The sequence below is a fragment of the Virgibacillus pantothenticus genome, assembly GCF_018075365.1.
GTDB lineage: Bacteria > Bacillota > Bacilli > Bacillales > Amphibacillaceae > Virgibacillus > Virgibacillus pantothenticus.
The window spans coordinates 2141156-2158999 of the sequence record NZ_CP073011.1 but is presented as its reverse complement, the minus strand read 5'-3'; the positions used below and the strand labels follow the sequence as shown (position 1 = coordinate 2158999).

The 17844-nt window shown below is 37.9% G+C and carries 16 protein-coding genes and 1 other annotated feature; all 16 genes read left to right on the top strand.

Annotated features, from left to right (window positions below):
* The first annotated feature begins 424 nt into the window (after window positions 1–424).
* The 16 genes from ftsA (at window position 425) to pyrR (ending at window position 17381) form a co-directional block, all read left to right on the top strand.
* Window positions 425–1705 (top strand): cell division protein FtsA, encoded by a 1281-nt coding sequence (ftsA, locus tag KBP50_RS10210; protein ID WP_050352655.1) that lies wholly within the window; start codon window positions 425–427, stop codon window positions 1703–1705.
* 112 nt (window positions 1706–1817) lie between these two features.
* On the top strand, window positions 1818–2969 hold the full coding sequence (gene ftsZ / locus KBP50_RS10205; protein ID WP_050352656.1) for a cell division protein FtsZ: 1152 nt from the start codon (window positions 1818–1820) through the stop codon (window positions 2967–2969).
* A 443-nt stretch (window positions 2970–3412) separates the two neighbouring features.
* Complete coding sequence (gene spoIIGA, locus KBP50_RS10200) at window positions 3413–4333, top strand: sigma-E processing peptidase SpoIIGA (protein WP_050352657.1); 921 nt, start codon at window positions 3413–3415, stop codon at window positions 4331–4333.
* 15 nt (window positions 4334–4348) lie between these two features.
* The gene (gene sigE, locus KBP50_RS10195) at window positions 4349–5068 is read left to right on the top strand and encodes an RNA polymerase sporulation sigma factor SigE (RefSeq protein ID WP_050352658.1); all 720 of its coding nucleotides are present in this window, start codon (window positions 4349–4351) and stop codon (window positions 5066–5068) included.
* Between the two features lie 123 nt (window positions 5069–5191).
* The gene (gene sigG, locus KBP50_RS10190; RefSeq protein WP_050352659.1) at window positions 5192–5974 is read left to right on the top strand and encodes an RNA polymerase sporulation sigma factor SigG; all 783 of its coding nucleotides are present in this window, start codon (window positions 5192–5194) and stop codon (window positions 5972–5974) included.
* A 694-nt stretch (window positions 5975–6668) separates the two neighbouring features.
* Entirely contained in the window at window positions 6669–6935 is a 267-nt protein-coding gene (locus KBP50_RS10185) for a YlmC/YmxH family sporulation protein (protein WP_050352660.1), read from the top strand.
* Window positions 6936–7225: 290 nt separating this feature from the next.
* Complete coding sequence (pgeF, locus tag KBP50_RS10180; protein WP_050352661.1) at window positions 7226–8035, top strand: peptidoglycan editing factor PgeF; 810 nt, start codon at window positions 7226–7228, stop codon at window positions 8033–8035.
* A gap of 27 nt (window positions 8036–8062) precedes the next feature.
* The gene (locus tag KBP50_RS10175; RefSeq protein WP_050353532.1) at window positions 8063–8731 is read left to right on the top strand and encodes a YggS family pyridoxal phosphate-dependent enzyme; all 669 of its coding nucleotides are present in this window, start codon (window positions 8063–8065) and stop codon (window positions 8729–8731) included.
* A 4-nt stretch (window positions 8732–8735) separates the two neighbouring features.
* Entirely contained in the window at window positions 8736–9161 is a 426-nt protein-coding gene (locus KBP50_RS10170) for a cell division protein SepF (protein WP_050352662.1), read from the top strand.
* Window positions 9162–9168: 7 nt separating this feature from the next.
* Entirely contained in the window at window positions 9169–9432 is a 264-nt protein-coding gene (locus KBP50_RS10165) for a YggT family protein (RefSeq protein WP_050352663.1), read from the top strand.
* 123 nt (window positions 9433–9555) lie between these two features.
* Window positions 9556–10332, top strand: a complete 777-nt coding sequence (locus tag KBP50_RS10160; protein WP_050352664.1) for a YlmH family RNA-binding protein — start codon at window positions 9556–9558, stop codon at window positions 10330–10332.
* Between the two features lie 318 nt (window positions 10333–10650).
* The gene (locus KBP50_RS10155) at window positions 10651–11154 is read left to right on the top strand and encodes a DivIVA domain-containing protein (protein ID WP_050352665.1); all 504 of its coding nucleotides are present in this window, start codon (window positions 10651–10653) and stop codon (window positions 11152–11154) included.
* Window positions 11155–11282: 128 nt separating this feature from the next.
* Window positions 11283–11504, top strand: a binding site (T-box leader).
* Window positions 11505–11639: 135 nt separating this feature from the next.
* The gene (gene ileS, locus KBP50_RS10150; protein ID WP_050352666.1) at window positions 11640–14396 is read left to right on the top strand and encodes an isoleucine--tRNA ligase; all 2757 of its coding nucleotides are present in this window, start codon (window positions 11640–11642) and stop codon (window positions 14394–14396) included.
* 810 nt (window positions 14397–15206) lie between these two features.
* Window positions 15207–15677: a signal peptidase II gene (gene lspA, locus KBP50_RS10145; RefSeq protein WP_050353533.1), complete on the top strand. Its 471-nt coding sequence runs from the start codon at window positions 15207–15209 to the stop codon at window positions 15675–15677.
* Complete coding sequence (locus tag KBP50_RS10140) at window positions 15674–16585, top strand: RluA family pseudouridine synthase (protein WP_050352667.1); 912 nt, start codon at window positions 15674–15676, stop codon at window positions 16583–16585. The genes lspA and KBP50_RS10140 overlap by 4 nt, the downstream gene beginning before the upstream one ends.
* A gap of 250 nt (window positions 16586–16835) precedes the next feature.
* Entirely contained in the window at window positions 16836–17381 is a 546-nt protein-coding gene (gene pyrR, locus KBP50_RS10135) for a bifunctional pyr operon transcriptional regulator/uracil phosphoribosyltransferase PyrR (RefSeq protein ID WP_050352668.1), read from the top strand.
* The last annotated feature ends 463 nt before the right edge of the window (window positions 17382–17844 follow it).

The following is a 17844-nucleotide window of genomic DNA, read 5'->3' as shown; positions in this document are numbered from 1 at the left end:
AGAAAACGGCAACCTAAATTCCGATTCGATCCGCCTTAAGATGTCGATCGGAAGCGTGACACATAGGAAAAGTGTTTTCTTTTTCAAGACGCTTAAGATTTTAGCCTATGTTTCTCGTAAATCAGTTGAAGATGAAAGAATGCACCACTGATTGAAGGTACAATTTTTTACCTAGCTTTATTCATGGGCTGAATGTTAGAGATTTTTATATCATAAACCTATGCTTAATTGAAAGTTTCACTTTAAAAGCTTTTAAGATTTTTTAAAAAAATACCAAAAAATAAAGGAAATCCTTAGTTTTATGTGGAATATCCTAATATATTATATTTTTGGGAAGTTTCAATAGATTCATAATCAGATAAAAATAGATGATGGAGAGAAGTGTGCTTTTAATGCAGCTTTTGAATTTGGGAGGTGCCTCGTTTTGAACAACAGTGATGTTTTAGTAAGCCTTGATATCGGTACATCAAGAATAAAAGTGATTATCGGTGAGGTTTTAAATGATTCATTAAATATTATTGGTGTAGGGACTGCTAAGTCTAATGGTATGAAAAAAGGAGCAATTATCGATATAGATCAAACGGTACACTCCATTCGTAATGCGGTAGAACAAGCTGAAAGAATGGTTGGGATGCAAATTGAACGTGTCGTCGTTGGAGTTAACGGTAATCACATCCAATTGCAACCTTGTCATGGGGTTGTGGCAGTTCAAAGTGAAAATCGTGAAATAAGTGATGAAGATGTTACTAGAGTTATTGATGGAGCTCAAGTAATGTCCATTCCTCCAGAGAGAGAAATTATTGATGTCATACCGAAGCAATTTATCGTAGATGGTTTAGATGAAATTAATGATCCAAGAGGGATGATTGGTGTCCGATTGGAAATGGAAGGAACCATAATTACCTGTTCGAAAACCATTTTGCATAATATTTTAAAATGTGTAGAGCGTGCAAACCTCCAAGTAGCGGATATCTGCCTTCAACCGCTTGCCGCCGGAACAATTGCTTTGTCCAAAGATGAGAAAAATATGGGCGTTGCTTTAATAGACGTAGGCGGTGGCTGTTCCACAGTTTCTATCTTCGAAAACGATCATCTTGTCTCAACGAGTGTCGTGCAATTGGGTGGAGACAACATTACAAAAGATCTCTCAATTGGTCTGCGTACATCGACAGAAGAAGCAGAAAATGTAAAAGTTAACCATGGTCATGCCTTCTATGATGACGCATTAGAGGAAGAAGTGTTTGATGTGTCCATTATAGGCAGTAACTCTAAGCAAACTTCAAATCAATTAGAAATAGCAGATATCATTGAGGCGCGGATGGAAGAGATCTATGCATTTGCAGAAAGAGAAATAAGAAAAATGGGTTACCATGAATTACCAGGAGGCTATGTCCTAACTGGTGGAACAATGGCTATGCCTGGTGTACTTGAACTCGCAGAAGACTTATTTCGTTCCAATGTTCGGATCGCTATACCAGATTACATAGGTGTACGGGAACCGCAATTTACTGCAGGCGTTGGAATCTTGCAATTTGCTTATTGGAATGCGAAAATACAGGGAAAAGAATTATTTCCAACTGTTATTTCACAAGGACATGATGCCCAACCAAAACGTCTAAAAAAACAAACGAAAGCAAATGATTCAAATGAACCTAAGAAAAAAGAGGCTAAAATCGCTAATTTGTTTAAGTATTTTTTTGATTAATATAAGTCTTTCCATACCTGTATGAATGGTACTCTATTGATATATAAAAAATAACCTCTATTCAATTAGCTTCTAGAACGTTTGTAATTTTGCAAATTAGGAGGAACGAGATATGTTGGAATTTGATATGAATATGGAAGAACTAGCTACAATAAAAGTAATTGGAGTAGGCGGTGGCGGTAACAATGCTGTCAACCGTATGATTGAGCATGGTGTCGAAGGTGTTGAATTTATCGCTGTCAATACAGATGCCCAAGCTTTAAATCTATCGAAAGCTGAATTGAAAATTCAAATAGGGGAAAAATTAACTAGAGGATTAGGTGCAGGTGCTAATCCAGAAGTTGGAAAAAAGGCTGCTGAAGAAAGTAAGGAGCAGCTAGAAGAAGTGTTGCAAGGAGCAGATATGATCTTTGTAACAGCTGGTATGGGTGGAGGTACTGGAACTGGTGCAGCACCTGTCATTGCGCAAATTGCTAAAGACCTTGGGGCACTAACAGTGGGTGTCGTTACACGACCATTTTCTTTTGAAGGTAGAAGGCGATCGACACAAGCCATTTCTGGTATTGAAGCATTAAAGGGTAGTGTTGATACGCTCATTGTGATACCGAATGATCGACTATTGGAAATTGTAGATAAAAATACGCCAATGCTGGAGGCTTTTCGTGAAGCAGATAATGTATTACGCCAAGGTGTACAAGGCATCTCTGATTTAATTGCTAAGCCTGGCTTAATTAATGTGGATTTTGCCGACGTAAAAACGATTATGTATGATAAAGGCTCTGCACTTATGGGAATCGGGGTTGCTACTGGTGAAACGCGAGCAACGGAGGCAGCTAAAAAAGCCATCTCTTCACCATTACTCGAAACTTCTATCGATGGAGCACATGGTATTTTAATGAATATTACGGGTGGAACAAATTTAAGTTTATACGAAGTACAAGAAGCTGCAGATTTAGTAACTTCTGCTGCAGATAATGAAGTAAACGTTATTTTTGGTTCTGTCATCAATGAAAATTTAAAAGACGAAATTATTGTTACTGTGATTGCTACTGGGTTTGATGAATCCGTAAAAAAACCAGAGCAGCCTACAAAACAGCAACGCTCAACCTATCATCAGCATGCAGCAACTCGTACAAATGAAGATATGCCGAGAAGAGAACGGGAAAGAGAGCCAGAACCTCAACAGCAACGCCCAGTTCAGGAAGAGGATACATTGGACATCCCTACTTTCTTGCGTAACAGAAACAGAAATAGAAATCGTTAACTAGGACGGTCTCAAAGGCGCCCTTTAAAAAATCTCAAGGAATCTAAAAATTCTTTGAGATTTTTTATGTTTATGGATGAATGTAGTACAACAACTTTTAAGACTGCAGTTATGGTAGTGAGTCCATATGAAAGAAATATTTAAAATAGTAATAAAGATTACTATAGCGTATTTCGGCTAGTATAAGATTACGAATGATGAAATTGCGTCAGACTAATAATTTACTTAGGTTCAAATGTGTTTATAAACAATGCAGAATTTGCACTTTTAACGATCAGCTATACAGTGACAAACCTTCTGATAACTCGGGGAAAATAGTCATATTTACGGTACAGAATATGACAGACTTTGCTTACATCCTTCGTTATACTAGAATCACTATGAATCATGGCAAGCTTTTAAAAACACAGATCTAGTAGCTGATGCTTGAAGGGAAGGGAAACATGACCATTTACTTGGATGCGGTATGGGCGTTGAACTTTTTATTAGATCTCATGCTATTGATGCTGACGCAAGCATTAGCCAGAGATGATACGAAGAAGCGACGATTAATAGTTGGGGCGTTTATTGCATCCTTACTCGTGCCGATTTCCATATATTTTCCTGAATCTTTTGCTACCAGTGTACTTGGGAAAATAATGATTTCTGGCATTATTATCATGGCTGCATTCGGCTATCGGAATAAGTATCGGTGGCTCAAATTATTTGGTTTATTTTATTTTGTAAGTTTTTCAATAGGGGGTGGTTTAATTGGCATCCACTTTTTACTCAAGCGTCCGTTTAGTATGAGTACAAACGGCTTATTGACGTACAATAGTGGCTTTGGTGATCCAGTGAGCTGGTTATTCGTTGCAATTGGCTTTCCGCTTGTATGGGTGTTTACAAAATCTCGTATGGACAAGCACGTGAAAGAAAAAATTCGCTATGACCAGTTGATTCCTGTAACGATTAAGATGAGAGGAAGAAGTTACTCAACCACTGGATTTATTGATAGTGGGAATCAATTAACCGATCCAATTACCAAAAAGCCAGTTATTTTATGTGATGAAATAGCATTAAAACAGTGGTTTACTGATCAAGAATGGGAACAGCTTGAACAATGCTATCATACATTTCAAATGGATACATTACCATCTGAGTGGGAGAAATATTTGCAAGTTGTACCTTATCAAGGAGTAGAAGGGAGTAGTATGTTTTTATTTACACTCCGACCTGAGCAACTCATTATATATTATGGAGAAAAACGAATCACAACAACAAAAGTATTAATAGGTATTCAATTCGGACAGTTAACTAAGGATGCGAGTTATCATTGTTTATTGCATCCACAAATGATTCAAACAGCTACCATTCATAGTGCTTAAAAGGAGAGATAAAAGTTGAGAATATCTAAATTACGCTTTCGTTTATGGTGGTATAAACTTTTAATCAAGCTACGATTAAAATCAGAAGAGATTTATTATATCGGAGGTAGTGAAGCGCTTCCTCCACCGTTATCTAAAGAAGAAGAGCAGGAATTATTAGCATTATTGCCTAAAGGTGATAAATCAGCCAGAGCGATTTTAATTGAGCGTAATTTACGTTTGGTGGTCTACATTGCCCGAAAGTTTGAAAACACGGGGATCAATATTGAAGATTTAATTAGCATTGGTACGATAGGTCTTATAAAAGCTGTAAATACATTTAACCCGGAAAAAAAGATAAAGCTGGCAACGTATGCTTCACGTTGTATTGAAAATGAAATACTAATGTACTTACGGCGCAATAATAAGTTGAAATCAGAGGTTTCCTTTGATGAACCCCTTAATATAGATTGGGATGGGAATGAATTATTATTATCTGATGTGTTAGGGACGGATGAAGATATTATAACAAGAGATTTGGAATCCGATGTAGATAAGCATTTGTTAAAAAATGCATTATCGCAACTAAATCCTCGTGAGAAACAAATTATGGAACTTCGCTTTGGACTTGTTGGAGAAGAAGAAAAAACACAGAAAGATGTTGCTAATATGTTGGGTATTTCACAGTCATATATATCAAGATTGGAGAAAAAAATAATTCGCCGACTAAAAAAAGAATTTAATAAAATGGTTTAGCCCTGTGTTTGTACGCTTTCATGTTTTTTCATCATTTATGTAAGATGACGACCTGCATAAAAAGCCTCCCTTAAGGAGATACTGTCCATGAACAGCATCACCAACTGGGAGGGTTGAACATAGATGACGAGACATAAGGTTGAAATATGTGGTGTTGATACATCAAAATTACCCGTATTAAAAAACGAAGAAATGCGGAAGCTGTTTAAAAAAATGCAGGAGGAAAATGATTTAACTGCTCGAGAAGAGTTGGTAAATGGAAATCTACGGCTTGTTTTAAGTGTGATACAACGATTTAACAATCGAGGAGAGTATGTTGATGACTTGTTTCAAGTAGGCTGTATCGGATTAATGAAATCAATCGATAATTTTGATTTGTCCCATAATGTTAGGTTTTCCACTTATGCTGTTCCAATGATTATTGGGGAAATCAGAAGATATTTGCGGGATAACAACCCCATTCGCGTATCCAGATCTTTGCGTGATATTGCTTATAAAGCATTGCAAGTGAGAGAAAAATTGATTAGCAAAACTTCTAAAGAACCGACCCCAATGGAAATTGCGGAAGAAATGGGCATTCCTCATGCAGAAATTGTTTTTGCTCTGGATGCGATTCAAGACCCTGTTTCTTTGTTTGAACCAATCTATAATGACGGTGGTGACCCCATTTATGTCATGGATCAGATCAGTGATGATAAGGACAAAGATTCTACGTGGTTAGACAAATTAGCTTTAAAAGAAGGAATGCATCAATTAAATGAACGGGAAAAAATGATTTTAAATAAGCGCTTTTTTCAAGGGAAAACACAAATGGAAGTTGCGGATGAAATAGGAATTTCTCAAGCCCAAGTATCTCGTTTGGAAAAAGCAGCAATTAAACAAATGAATAAGGAAATGTTTGAATAGAGCTGTTATTAACACAGCTGGTATGTAGGAGGAACTTTGGTTTCTCCTATTTTTTTATCCTGCATATAAAGTGCTGTAAGACTCAGGAGTTGGATAATCTGTACTGCAACAAGTCTGAGTGGGAGATTGCACCGCCTAAATGCTCTATTTCGTTAGCGCCCTTTAGGTCATACCATTACGGTACGAACAATCAGTGGGGTGATGAATGAAAACTCCCATTCACTTTATATGCGAAAGGATTACATATAGCCTATAATTGTACAATTGCTTTAAACAAAAAGCCTATTATAGTTAAAATGGTGAAACTTCCAACAGCGAGAGATTTCTTCCCCCCTATTAATTGGTATTACAAGGTTCCTGAACAGAATCAAAAATAAACTGGAAGTACATGTAGGCAAAAATTAAAAGCGTCCATAAAATTAAAGAAAGAATGTCAAGCTTAGGCATATATATAAGTATTAGAGGTTGTTCAAAAGTTCGGTGGTTATCCTACATATAAGGTACTGTAAGGCTCAGGAGTTGGATAATCTGTACTGCAACAAGTCTAAGTGGGAGATAACAGCACCAAATGCCCTGTTTGGTAAGCGGTCTTTAGATCATACTATTTGGTACTAACAACAGTGGGGGATGAATAGAAACCCCCACTGATTGAAGGTTCACTCTATTGAAAACGCACAATTGGCGAGGTGAAAATATGGTTAGATTATCAGAATTACAAGTAAAAGAGGTTATCGTTATGGATAGCGGAAAAAAGCTTGGTCATATACATGACTTAGAAATTGATACAAATTTGGGGAAAATAGTAGCTATTATTGTTATTCCACGAGACAAAAAGAATGGACTATTTGGAAAAGCAGAGGAATTAGTGATTGACTGGCAGCAAATTATCCGGATCGGTACAGATGTTATCCTTATAAAGGAAGCAGAAAAACCTGTTTTGTATTACAACACAAATTCATAGGATTGTAGAGACTATTAGTTGATTGCTTTTACAATTTATGAAAAATATGATTAAATGCTGCATGGAAGCTGCATATTATTTTCGATGGAGCTGGGAGCCCACCACGGAGAACGACGTGTATATCCACTGGGTGCAGGAGCCGTCCATTCTAAAAAGAACTCTGTCATCAAACAAATCACAGGATGAGAAGAACACCCGTAAATACTTGACAGACTCAAGAATAATAAACGATAAAAACAAGTGAATTTATGGTAGAATAAAAACTAGTGTATGTTTTCGGAGGTGCTATAGTGAACGACATTTGGAAACGAAAGGATTCGACGTATTTACATATCGAAAAATGGCAACGATTAAACGATCGGCTAATAGCTGGGTTTACAACAAAACAAGGCGGAGTTAGTAAAGGCAGGTACCATTCCTTAAATGTTGGCTTCCATGTTCATGATTCTCGAGCTGATGTGACGATGAATAGAAACCGGATTGCATCTAAAATCCATTTCCCTATCGACAGCTGGGTGTGTGGGGAGCAAGTACATCAAACCAATATCCAGCTTGTAAGTGAAGCAGATAAAGGGAAAGGTGCAGCAGATAATTCTTCAGCCATAAAAGGGGTTGACGGTCTCATTACTAATCGTCCTGGCATTTTGTGCACTGCTTTTTTTGCAGACTGTGTTCCCCTATTTTTTTACGATCTTTCCACATCCTTTATCGGTATCGCTCACGCGGGCTGGAGAGGAACTGTAAATCAAATGGCCAAGCATATGGTGGAGGCTATACAGGCACAGGGGAGTGACCCAGCAAACTTACTTGTTACGATCGGTCCATGTATTTCTGAAGAATATTATGAAGTCGATGAAAAAGTAGTGAACCAAATTCCGGAAAAATACAAGAAAAATGCTGTTGTTCCAAATGGAAAACAGCGCTTTTTACTCGATTTAAAGCAATTACATGTAGATATTCTTTTACAAGCGGGGGTATTACGTAATAATATAGATGTAACGAATTATTGTACATATCGTGATGAAACTCTTTTTTTCTCACATCGGAGAGATCATGGGAAAACAGGACGAATGTTAGGATTTATTGGCTTTTTGCCATGATTATAGGAGAGGAGAGAATTGGAAACAATGGATGTAGCAAGCAATTTACAAACAATCCAGAAAAATATAACACGGGCTTGTGAGGCAAACCATCGAAATAAAGATGAGATTACCATCATAGCAGTAACGAAATATGTTACAATAGAGCGAACAGAAGAAACGTTACAAGCAGGGATTACGCATATCGGAGAAAATCGTTTAGAAGGTTTTCTAGAAAAATATCGCTATTTCCATGATCGAGCAACATGGCATTTTATCGGCACACTCCAGTCGAGAAAAGTGAAAGAAATGATTGATTATATCGATGTATTGCACTCGTTAGATCGGTTGTCTTTAGCTAAAGAAATCAATAAGCGAGCAAAAAAACAGGTAGACTGCTTTATTCAAGTTAATGTTAGCAAAGAGGCATCGAAACATGGAGTGACACCAGAACAATTATTTACGTTTGTTGAAGATTTGCAAGCATATTCAAAGATTCGGGTGATTGGATTAATGACTATGGCTCCGCATATTGATGATGAAGCAGAATTAAGAAGGGTTTTTCGTGACTTAGCGAAGCTCCGTGATCAAGTACAAGAAAAGAACTTGGCATATGCCCCTTGTAAGTTTTTGTCTATGGGGATGAGTAATGATTATACGATTGCTGTGGAGGAAGGTGCGACGCATATACGAGTTGGTACTAATTTAGTGGGGTGAGATAATGAGTATTAAAAATAAGTTGAAAAATTATTTTACAATGGAAGACGAATACGAATATGAATATGTGGACGCGGGTGAATTTGAGGCTGAACAGAAGTTGCCAAGGGATAAAAATAAGAATGTTGTGAATCTTACTAGTGTGAATAATCCAACTTCCAAAGTCGTGCTTTGTGAACCTAGAACGTATAGCGAAGCTCAGGAAATTGCCGATAATATTGTTAATCGTCGAGCTGTAGTGATTAACTTGCAACGGATGGATAATCAACAGGCAATGCGCATTGTCGATTTTTTAAGCGGCACAGTTTATGCCGTTAATGGAGACATTCAAAAACTGGGAGCGAAGACTTTCTTATGTACCCCAGATAACGTGAATGTTACTGGCACGATTACAGATACACTTGAAGATGAATACGGCAAAGGATGGTAATTGATACATGCAGGAAATTTTTCGAATTCTAGATTTAGCTTTTACAGTCTATACTTTTGCGTTAATTATTTATATTTTTATGTCCTGGTTTCCAGGCGCTCGCGAGTCGGCATTTGGCGAAGTATTAACTAAAATTTGTGAGCCGTATTTAGAGGTGTTTCGCAAATTTATTCCCCCATTAGGAATGATTGATTTTTCACCAATTATTGCAATTATTGTTTTGCGGTTTGCTCAAAAAGGCTTATTGGTGCTATTTAGTATGTTGATGTGAGTCGTTTCGGTAGAAGGAACATTCATATAAATCAGCTAGAATTATCGTTCATAGCTCGTTAAGATTTCATCCAATTACCACAATTAGCAGCAACGATCAGGAACAAGTATAGGAGTTTTAATTATGGAATTGTATCAGCATTTTCGTAAAGAGGAAGAAGCGTTTATTGATCAGGTCCTATCCTGGAGGGAGCAAGTGGAGCGAACATATCAACCAAAGGTGACTGATTTTCTTGATCCTCGCGAGCAACAATTAGTTACGATGTTAATTGCAACGAAAGATAGTGACGTAAACCTTCTTTTTAACGGCGGGCATGATTTTGTAGAGCGGAAACGAGCTGTGCTTGGTCCATTTTATGAGGATTTGCAACAAGTAGATGCAGGACTCACCTTACTTGAAGGGCATTACCCAACTAAGTTTGTCGATTTATCGCATCGTGATGTAATGGGGGCATGCCTGTCATTAGGACTAAAAAGGAAAATTCTTGGTGATATTGTTGTAGGCAATGGTCGTGTACAATTGGTCGTCGCTTCTGAAATAGCCCCTTATGTGATAACCCATTTAACCTCCATAAAAAACACGAGCATGCGGCTTAGAGAACGACCGTTAAACGATTTAGACATCAAGCAACCGGTCTGGAAGGAACTGGAAACAACTGTTTCCTCATTAAGGCTCGATGTCATAGTGAAGGAAATATATCGTTTACCCCGAAAGGAAGCAACCGATTATATTAAAAAATTGCTTGTGAAAGTAAATTATAAGCCTGTAGATGACGTTGCATTTACGTTACAAGCTGGAGATATCCTTTCTGTAAGAGGGATGGGGCGAAGTAAGTTAGTCGAAGTGCGAGGGCGATCAAAGAAAGACAAGCTGAAAGTTACACTAGCACGGTTACAATGAAAAATGGTGTGTCAGAGACGATAAACAGTACTCTTGAAAGTAAGCTTGTCGAACATAGAAAGGCTTTGATTGTACTATTTACCCTCACTAGAATTGCACCAATATGAAGATTCGCGCTTTCCATTATTTTTTGCAGGAATTATGTAGTTTTTGGCGAAATGTATAGTGTATAATGAATGATATGTACAAGAAATGGCATTAGGTAATTACGATGACCAATGCTTCAGGAAGCAGAAATGGTTTATGTGTGTTGAAAGTTGGACAAGCTTATTACATCGTATTATTTGGAAATAGTAAGTAAAATAGGAGGTGGCAATTGTGCCATTAACACCATTGGATATTCACAATAAAGAATTTACTAGAAAATGGAAAGGTTATGATGAAGATGAAGTAAACGAATTTCTTGATCAAGTAATCAAAGATTACGAAATGGTCATTCGCGAAAAAAAAGATCTTCAAGAGCAAGTGGAACAATTAAATCAAAAGCTGGGACATTTTACTAATATTGAGGAGACCCTTAATAAATCTATTTTGATTGCACAAGAAACGGCTGAAGAATTAAAAGGGAATGCTTCTAAAGAGTCGAAGCTGATCATTAAGGAAGCAGAGAAAAATGCGGATCGTATTATTAATGAGGCCTTAACTAAGTCTCGTCGCATTTCCATGGACTTAGAAGAAATGAAAAAGCAAGCAAAGGTTTTCCGCACGCGTCTTAAAATGCTTGTTGAGGCACAACTTGATATGATTAAAACAGATGACTGGGATCAGTTGTTTGATACGGAGTTAGGTGAAGAGCTGGAATTGGAAGAAAGTGAAACGTAAATCTTGACGGTCACGTAATTTTTACATATAATTCATACACAGATATGTTTTTGATTCGATTGTATGAGATCTAAATTATTTTGTATCAATGTTAATTCGATAGATATTCCGTCTTAAAAGTGAATAAAGAGAAAGCATTGAAGGAGAGAGTATAAAAGCAAGAGGCTGGTTTAGCGAGTCAGGACGTGGTGAGAGCCTGATGCAGTTAGCTTTTAGAAAATCACTCTTGAGTTGTCATTATGAAATAGTAGTAATAATAATGACCGGTTTATTCCCGTTATGGATATCGAGTGAATATGGCAGTTTCCCATATTTATAAGGGTGGTACCGCGAGTCTTCTCGTCCCTTGAGGGATAGAGAGGATTTTTTTGTATATAAATAGATAACCGTTTACCACGTAATCGCATATATATGCGATGCTGATTACCTGACCGATTGATATGTATGTTTGGATAAGCGTGAAAATCTCGAAGGAGGAAATAAAAATGGAATACAAGGATACTTTGTTAATGCCAAAAACCGCATTTCCTATGCGTGGTAATTTACCAAATAAAGAGCCAGAACGACAAGCAGAATGGGAAGAAAATCATCTATACGAAAAAAGCTTGGAACGAACAAAGGGGCGTCCCCAGTTCATACTGCATGATGGACCACCATATGCAAATGGAGATTTACATATTGGTCATGCATTAAATAAAATCTTAAAGGATTTTATTATTCGATACAAATCAATGAGCGGTTACTATGCTCCATATGTTCCCGGATGGGATACGCATGGTTTGCCAATCGAAACAGCACTGACAAAGAAGAAAAAGATCAATCGTAAAGAGCTGAGCATCGCTGAGTTTCGCAAGCTATGTGAAGAATATGCTTTAAAGCAATTAGATAATCAACGTGAACAATTTAAAACATTAGGCATTCGAGGTGATTGGAACAATCCATATATTACCTTAACGAAAGAATATGAAGCAGCACAAGTAATAGTATTCGGAGAAATGGCTAAAAAGGGTTATATTTATAAAGGGCTCAAGCCAGTTTACTGGTCTCCATCTTCAGAATCAGCTTTGGCTGAAGCTGAAATTGAATATCAGGATAAGCGATCTCCATCTATTTACGTTGCTTTTGAAGTAATCGATGGTAAAGGCTTGTTAGATGAAGGTAATAAATTGATTATTTGGACAACAACACCTTGGACTATTCCTGCTAACTTAGGAATCAGCATACATCCTGAATTAGAATATGTTGTTGTAGCAGTGAACGAAGAAAAATACGTTATCGCACATGCGCTGTTGGAAGCTGTAGCTGAAGTATTAGAGTGGAAAGATTATCAAGTGGAAAAAACGTTCCGCGGAGAACAAGCAGAACATATTTTAACGAAGCACCCATTCTATGATCGTTCTTCGCTAGTGATGCTTGGTGATCATGTCACCACGGATGCTGGTACGGGCTGCGTTCATACCGCTCCTGGACATGGGGAAGATGACTTCTATGTATCAAAACGTTATGGTATTGACGTATTATGTCCTGTTGATGAAAAAGGTGTATTTACAGATGAAGCACCAGGTTTTACTGGACTTTTCTATGATAAAGCGAATAAAGTGATTACGGAAAAACTAGAAGAAGCGGGCGCATTGTTAAAATTACAATTTATTACCCATTCTTATCCACATGATTGGCGCACGAAAAAACCAACTATTTTCCGAGCTACGTCACAATGGTTTGCTTCGATTAAGGATTTTCGTCAGACCATTTTAGAAGAGATTAAAAATGTTCAATGGTATCCGCAATGGGGAGAAACAAGATTATATAATATGGTAAGAGATCGTGAAGATTGGTGTATTTCCAGACAACGCACATGGGGCGTCCCAATCCCAGTTTTTTATGGTGAGGATCGTACGCCAATTATTACAGACGAAACCATTCATCATGTATCTGAATTGTTCAAACAGCATGGATCGAATATTTGGTTTGAATGGGAAGCAAAGGATTTGTTACCAGAAGGATTTACCTCTGAGCATAGTCCAAACGGTATTTTTACAAAGGAATTGGATATTATGGATGTGTGGTTTGATTCTGGTTCCTCCCATGAAGCAGTATTAGTTGGAAGAGAAGACCATTACCGCCCTGCAGACATTTATTTAGAAGGAAGTGACCAGTACCGTGGCTGGTTTAATTCTTCTTTGTCTACTTCCGTTGCAGTGACAGGAAAATCACCATATAAAGCGGTCATCAGTCATGGTTTTGCACTTGATGGTGACGGAAGAAAAATGAGTAAATCTCTAGGTAATGTCATCCAGCCTGCTAAAGTACAAAAGCAGCTTGGTGCTGATATTTTACGTTTATGGGTATCTTCCGTAGACTATCAAGCTGATGTTCGTATTTCGGATCATATCTTGAAACAAATTTCCGAAGCATACCGTAAAATTCGTAATACGATTCGATTTATGCTTGCTAACCTTAGCGATTTTAAACCGTCAACAGACCGTATACCTTATGAAGAATTAGAAGAGGTTGACCAATATATGCTTCATCGGTTGAAGAAATTAGTTGCCGATGTCAGGGAATCCTATGATAATTATGAGTTTTCACCGATTTTCCACCAAATCCATAATTTTTGTGCTGTTGATTTAAGTTCATTTTACTTGGATTTCGCAAAAGATATTCTTTATATTGAAGCGGCCGATAACAAACGCAGAAGAAGTATTCAAACAGGCTATTATGAAGTGTTGACAGCTATTGTTAAATTGTTGACGCCGATTATTCCACATACTGCTGAAGAAGTGTGGGAGTATATTCCTGAAGCGGAGGCGGAATGGGTTCAATTAACCGATATGCCAGACCCTAAAGCGATGAAGTCTTGGGATGATGTAGCTAAAAATTGGGATCGATTTATGCTTATTCGTGATGATGTATTAAAAGCATTGGAAGAAGCACGGAATGAAAAAGTCATTGGAAAATCATTGGAAGCTAAATTAACGATTGTTCCAAAAGATACGCAAACTCAAAACATGTTACAGGCAATGAAACATCTTCATCAGTATCTCATTGTTTCAGAAGTAAATGTAGTTGAAGAAAGCGATGATACAAAGCAGTATACGTATGTGGATGTACAAGTGGAAAAACATCCTGGTGAAAAATGCGAACGCTGCTGGGTTGCTTCCAATACAGTTGGTGATGATGACGAACATCCGACCCTTTGTTCACGGTGTGCTGCAGTTGTTAAGCAACATAAATCAATGTAATGAAATAAAGGTTAAATTCCCAACCGGGGTTTAACCTTTTTTACTAACATAAGAAAGCATAAAATGAGGTGCTTGGGGATAACGAAATAACTGCATAGCCACGCTCGGCGCATGAGCCCAGCAACGATGCGACTTTAGAAATGCGCCCTCCGATAAGTCCTCATCGGTTCGTCTCTAAGAGGAAGGCCGACTAAAAACGGGCTTGCCGCCCAGACGTCGGCATACCCCAATTTTAGTGGCGTGATTCCTTTATCCCGTAAAAAGGCGTTGTAGACTCCCACTTCAAGAATGGAAGATGTGAGCTGAACAAGTCGAAGCGGGAGGTAACAGCACCTAAATCCCCGATTCGTTCAACTAACAATCAGCGGGGATAAAGAAAACCCCTGATTGAAGGTTCACTTTATCTTTAGTTGATTCGTTTCATTCGCTTACGTTGCTAAACGGGCGCCCCGCGCCTTTGTTCCACTATAGGAAAGTATAAGATTTTTTTGGTTTATAGTATAAGAAAAACAAAGGCTTCCGCCATAAGACTTGGCGACAAGCCAAGTTTTTCTAAAGTTTGAAATTGTAAATTCGTATTCATAGGCATCTGTTCTTAACTTTGCTTCTTATAGATCGATCCACTTCTTCAGCAGTGACAATGGTTGAATATTAACCAATGCTTATGGAAGTGAACGGAGACGCCAGCCCTTTTTTTCTTATAAGGTTTGAGGAGGACATCATTGTACAGACGAAAATGAATTGCTATTTTTGCTTGTAACGTTTACCATTAAAAATAAAGTGTTTAAACAAAATTGCGGAGGAAAAAGAATGTATTGGTATTACATCATTGCACTATTAATAATTGCGCTCGACCAGGCGAGTAAATGGCTGATTGTAACAAAGCTGGAACTAGGAGAACGGCTTACGATAATAGAGAATTTTTTCTATATAACTTCTCACCGTAATACAGGTGCTGCTTGGGGGATATTAGAAGGGCAAATGACCTTTTTCTATATTGTGACTGTCATTGTTGTAGCCGTCGTAGTTTATTACATACAAGCATATGCGAAAGATAGTAAACTGTTAGGCCTTGCATTAAGTTTTGTATTGGGTGGAGCTGTCGGTAATTTTATTGACCGTGTGTTTCGTAAAGAAGTTGTCGATTTTTTTGATTTTATTATCTTTGGTTATGATTTCCCAATCTTTAATGTAGCGGATTCCAGTTTAGTTGTAGGGGTTTTTCTCATCATTATTACCATGTTTATTGATGAACGAAGGAAAGGGAAAATGTCAACATGACGAAGAATAAATATATCGTACGTGAAGAAGATCATAAAAGTCGAATTGATAAACTTTTAGCTGATCAAAATAGAGAGATATCCCGCTCCAGGGTACAATCATGGATTACAGATGCTTATGTAACTGTAAACGGCAAACCGGTAAAGGCAAATTATAAATGCCAGCAAGGGGATCTTATTGAGTGGATTATTCCTAAAGCGGAACCTTTATCCTTGGTTCCAGAGGCTATTGCTTTAGACATTGTTTATGAAGATAAAGATATTTTAGTCGTTAATAAACCAAAAGGGATGGTAGTTCATCCTTCTGCTGGTCATCAGCATGGAACTTTAGTACATGCGTTGCTTTACCACTGTACAGATTTATCGGGTATTAATGGTGTAGAAAGGCCAGGAATTGTTCATCGGCTTGATAAGGATACAAGTGGTTTGCTTGTTGTTGCAAAGCATGACGAGGCACATCAACAATTAGCAGAGCAGCTAGTGCAAAAAACGATGAAGCGTACGTATCAGGCACTTGTGCATGGCGAAATAGCACATGAAAAAGGAATGATTGAAGCTCCGATTGGTAGAGATCCAAAAGATAGACAAAAAATGAGTGTTGTCGAAAATGGCAAGGAAGCTATTACTCACTTCCGTGTACTTCGTGCTTATCCGGATTATTCCCATGTAGAATGTCAATTAGAGACAGGAAGAACCCATCAGATTCGTGTCCATATGAAATATATCGGTTACCCTATTGTCGGAGATCCAAAATATGGTCCAAGAAAAACATTACAAGCTAATGGTCAAGTATTACATGCAAAAGAATTACGGTTTTACCATCCAATATCAAAGCAACCGATGCATTTTTCGACGGATTTACCAGCGTATTTCCAAGAATTGCTTGCCTATATCCAAAAATTGTATTGACAAATGAGAACGAGTTTGTCATAATTGCATGGAAGAACAAAATAAGCTCCTTTAATCATAGTCCAGTGAGGCTGAAAAGGTTACGGAATTATGTATCGAACAGTATGCCCTTTTTCCTCATGGATAAAAGGGCTTTTTCGTATGCAAACAATAAATATCCTTCAGGAGTAGAGTCAAGTCTCCAAACCGCGAACGCAATGGTAATAGCTTACTTAAGTCAAAGAAATTCAAAAATGGGACGGTGATAAAGATGAAGAAAAAAGTAGACTTACTTGATGCATCAGCAATTAATCGAGCATTAACCAGAATTGCCCATGAAATATTAGAAAAAAATAAAGGTGGAGAAGATTTGGTGCTAGTCGGGATAAAAACTCGTGGTGTACCAATCTCAAAACGCTTACAAGCGAAGATTAACCAAATTGAAAATATGGTTGTCCCCATTGGTGACCTGGATATTACACTGTATCGAGATGACTTGGATAAAGCGAATGAAGGGGAAGATCCGGATTTAAAAGCAACACATATTGCCACTGATATTAATGGTAAAAAAGTTGTACTAGTTGATGATGTTCTTTATACAGGAAGAACTGTTCGTGCGGCGATGGATGCGGTTATGGATATCGGAAGACCCGCCCAAATTCAATTAGGTGTTCTGGTTGACCGAGGACATCGAGAGCTTCCGATACGTGCTGATTATGTTGGCAAGAATATACCAACTTCTGAAAAAGAAATTGTTATGGTAAAACTTGAAGAAATTGATGGAACAGAAGATACCGTTTCTATTTATGAAAAATAATGAACGATAAACAAAACTTCATACAAAACCTTTAATCAGGTACGAGAGATCTGAAAGGTTGCCCAGATATACGTGTATACATACCACACGTCTACCTCTTTGCGACCTTTTAGCAAAGAGGTTTTTTCATTGTAATAGGCAACTATAAACTTTTGTGGATAACGAAACAACCGACTAGTCACGTCCGCGCAAGCGCCCAGCAACGATGCGACTTTAGAAATGCGCTCTACGATAAGGCCTCATCGGTTTGTCACCTAAGAGGAAGGCCGACTAAAAACGGGCTTGCCGGCATACCCCTGTGGCATGATTCCTTTATCCCGTAAAAAGGCGTTGTAGACTCCCACTTCAAGAATGGAAGATGTGTGCTAAACAAGTCGAAGCGGGAGGTAACAGTACCTAAATCCCCGATTCGTTCAAGGGCCTTTAGGTCATACCCTGGTGGTACTAACAATCAGCGGGGATG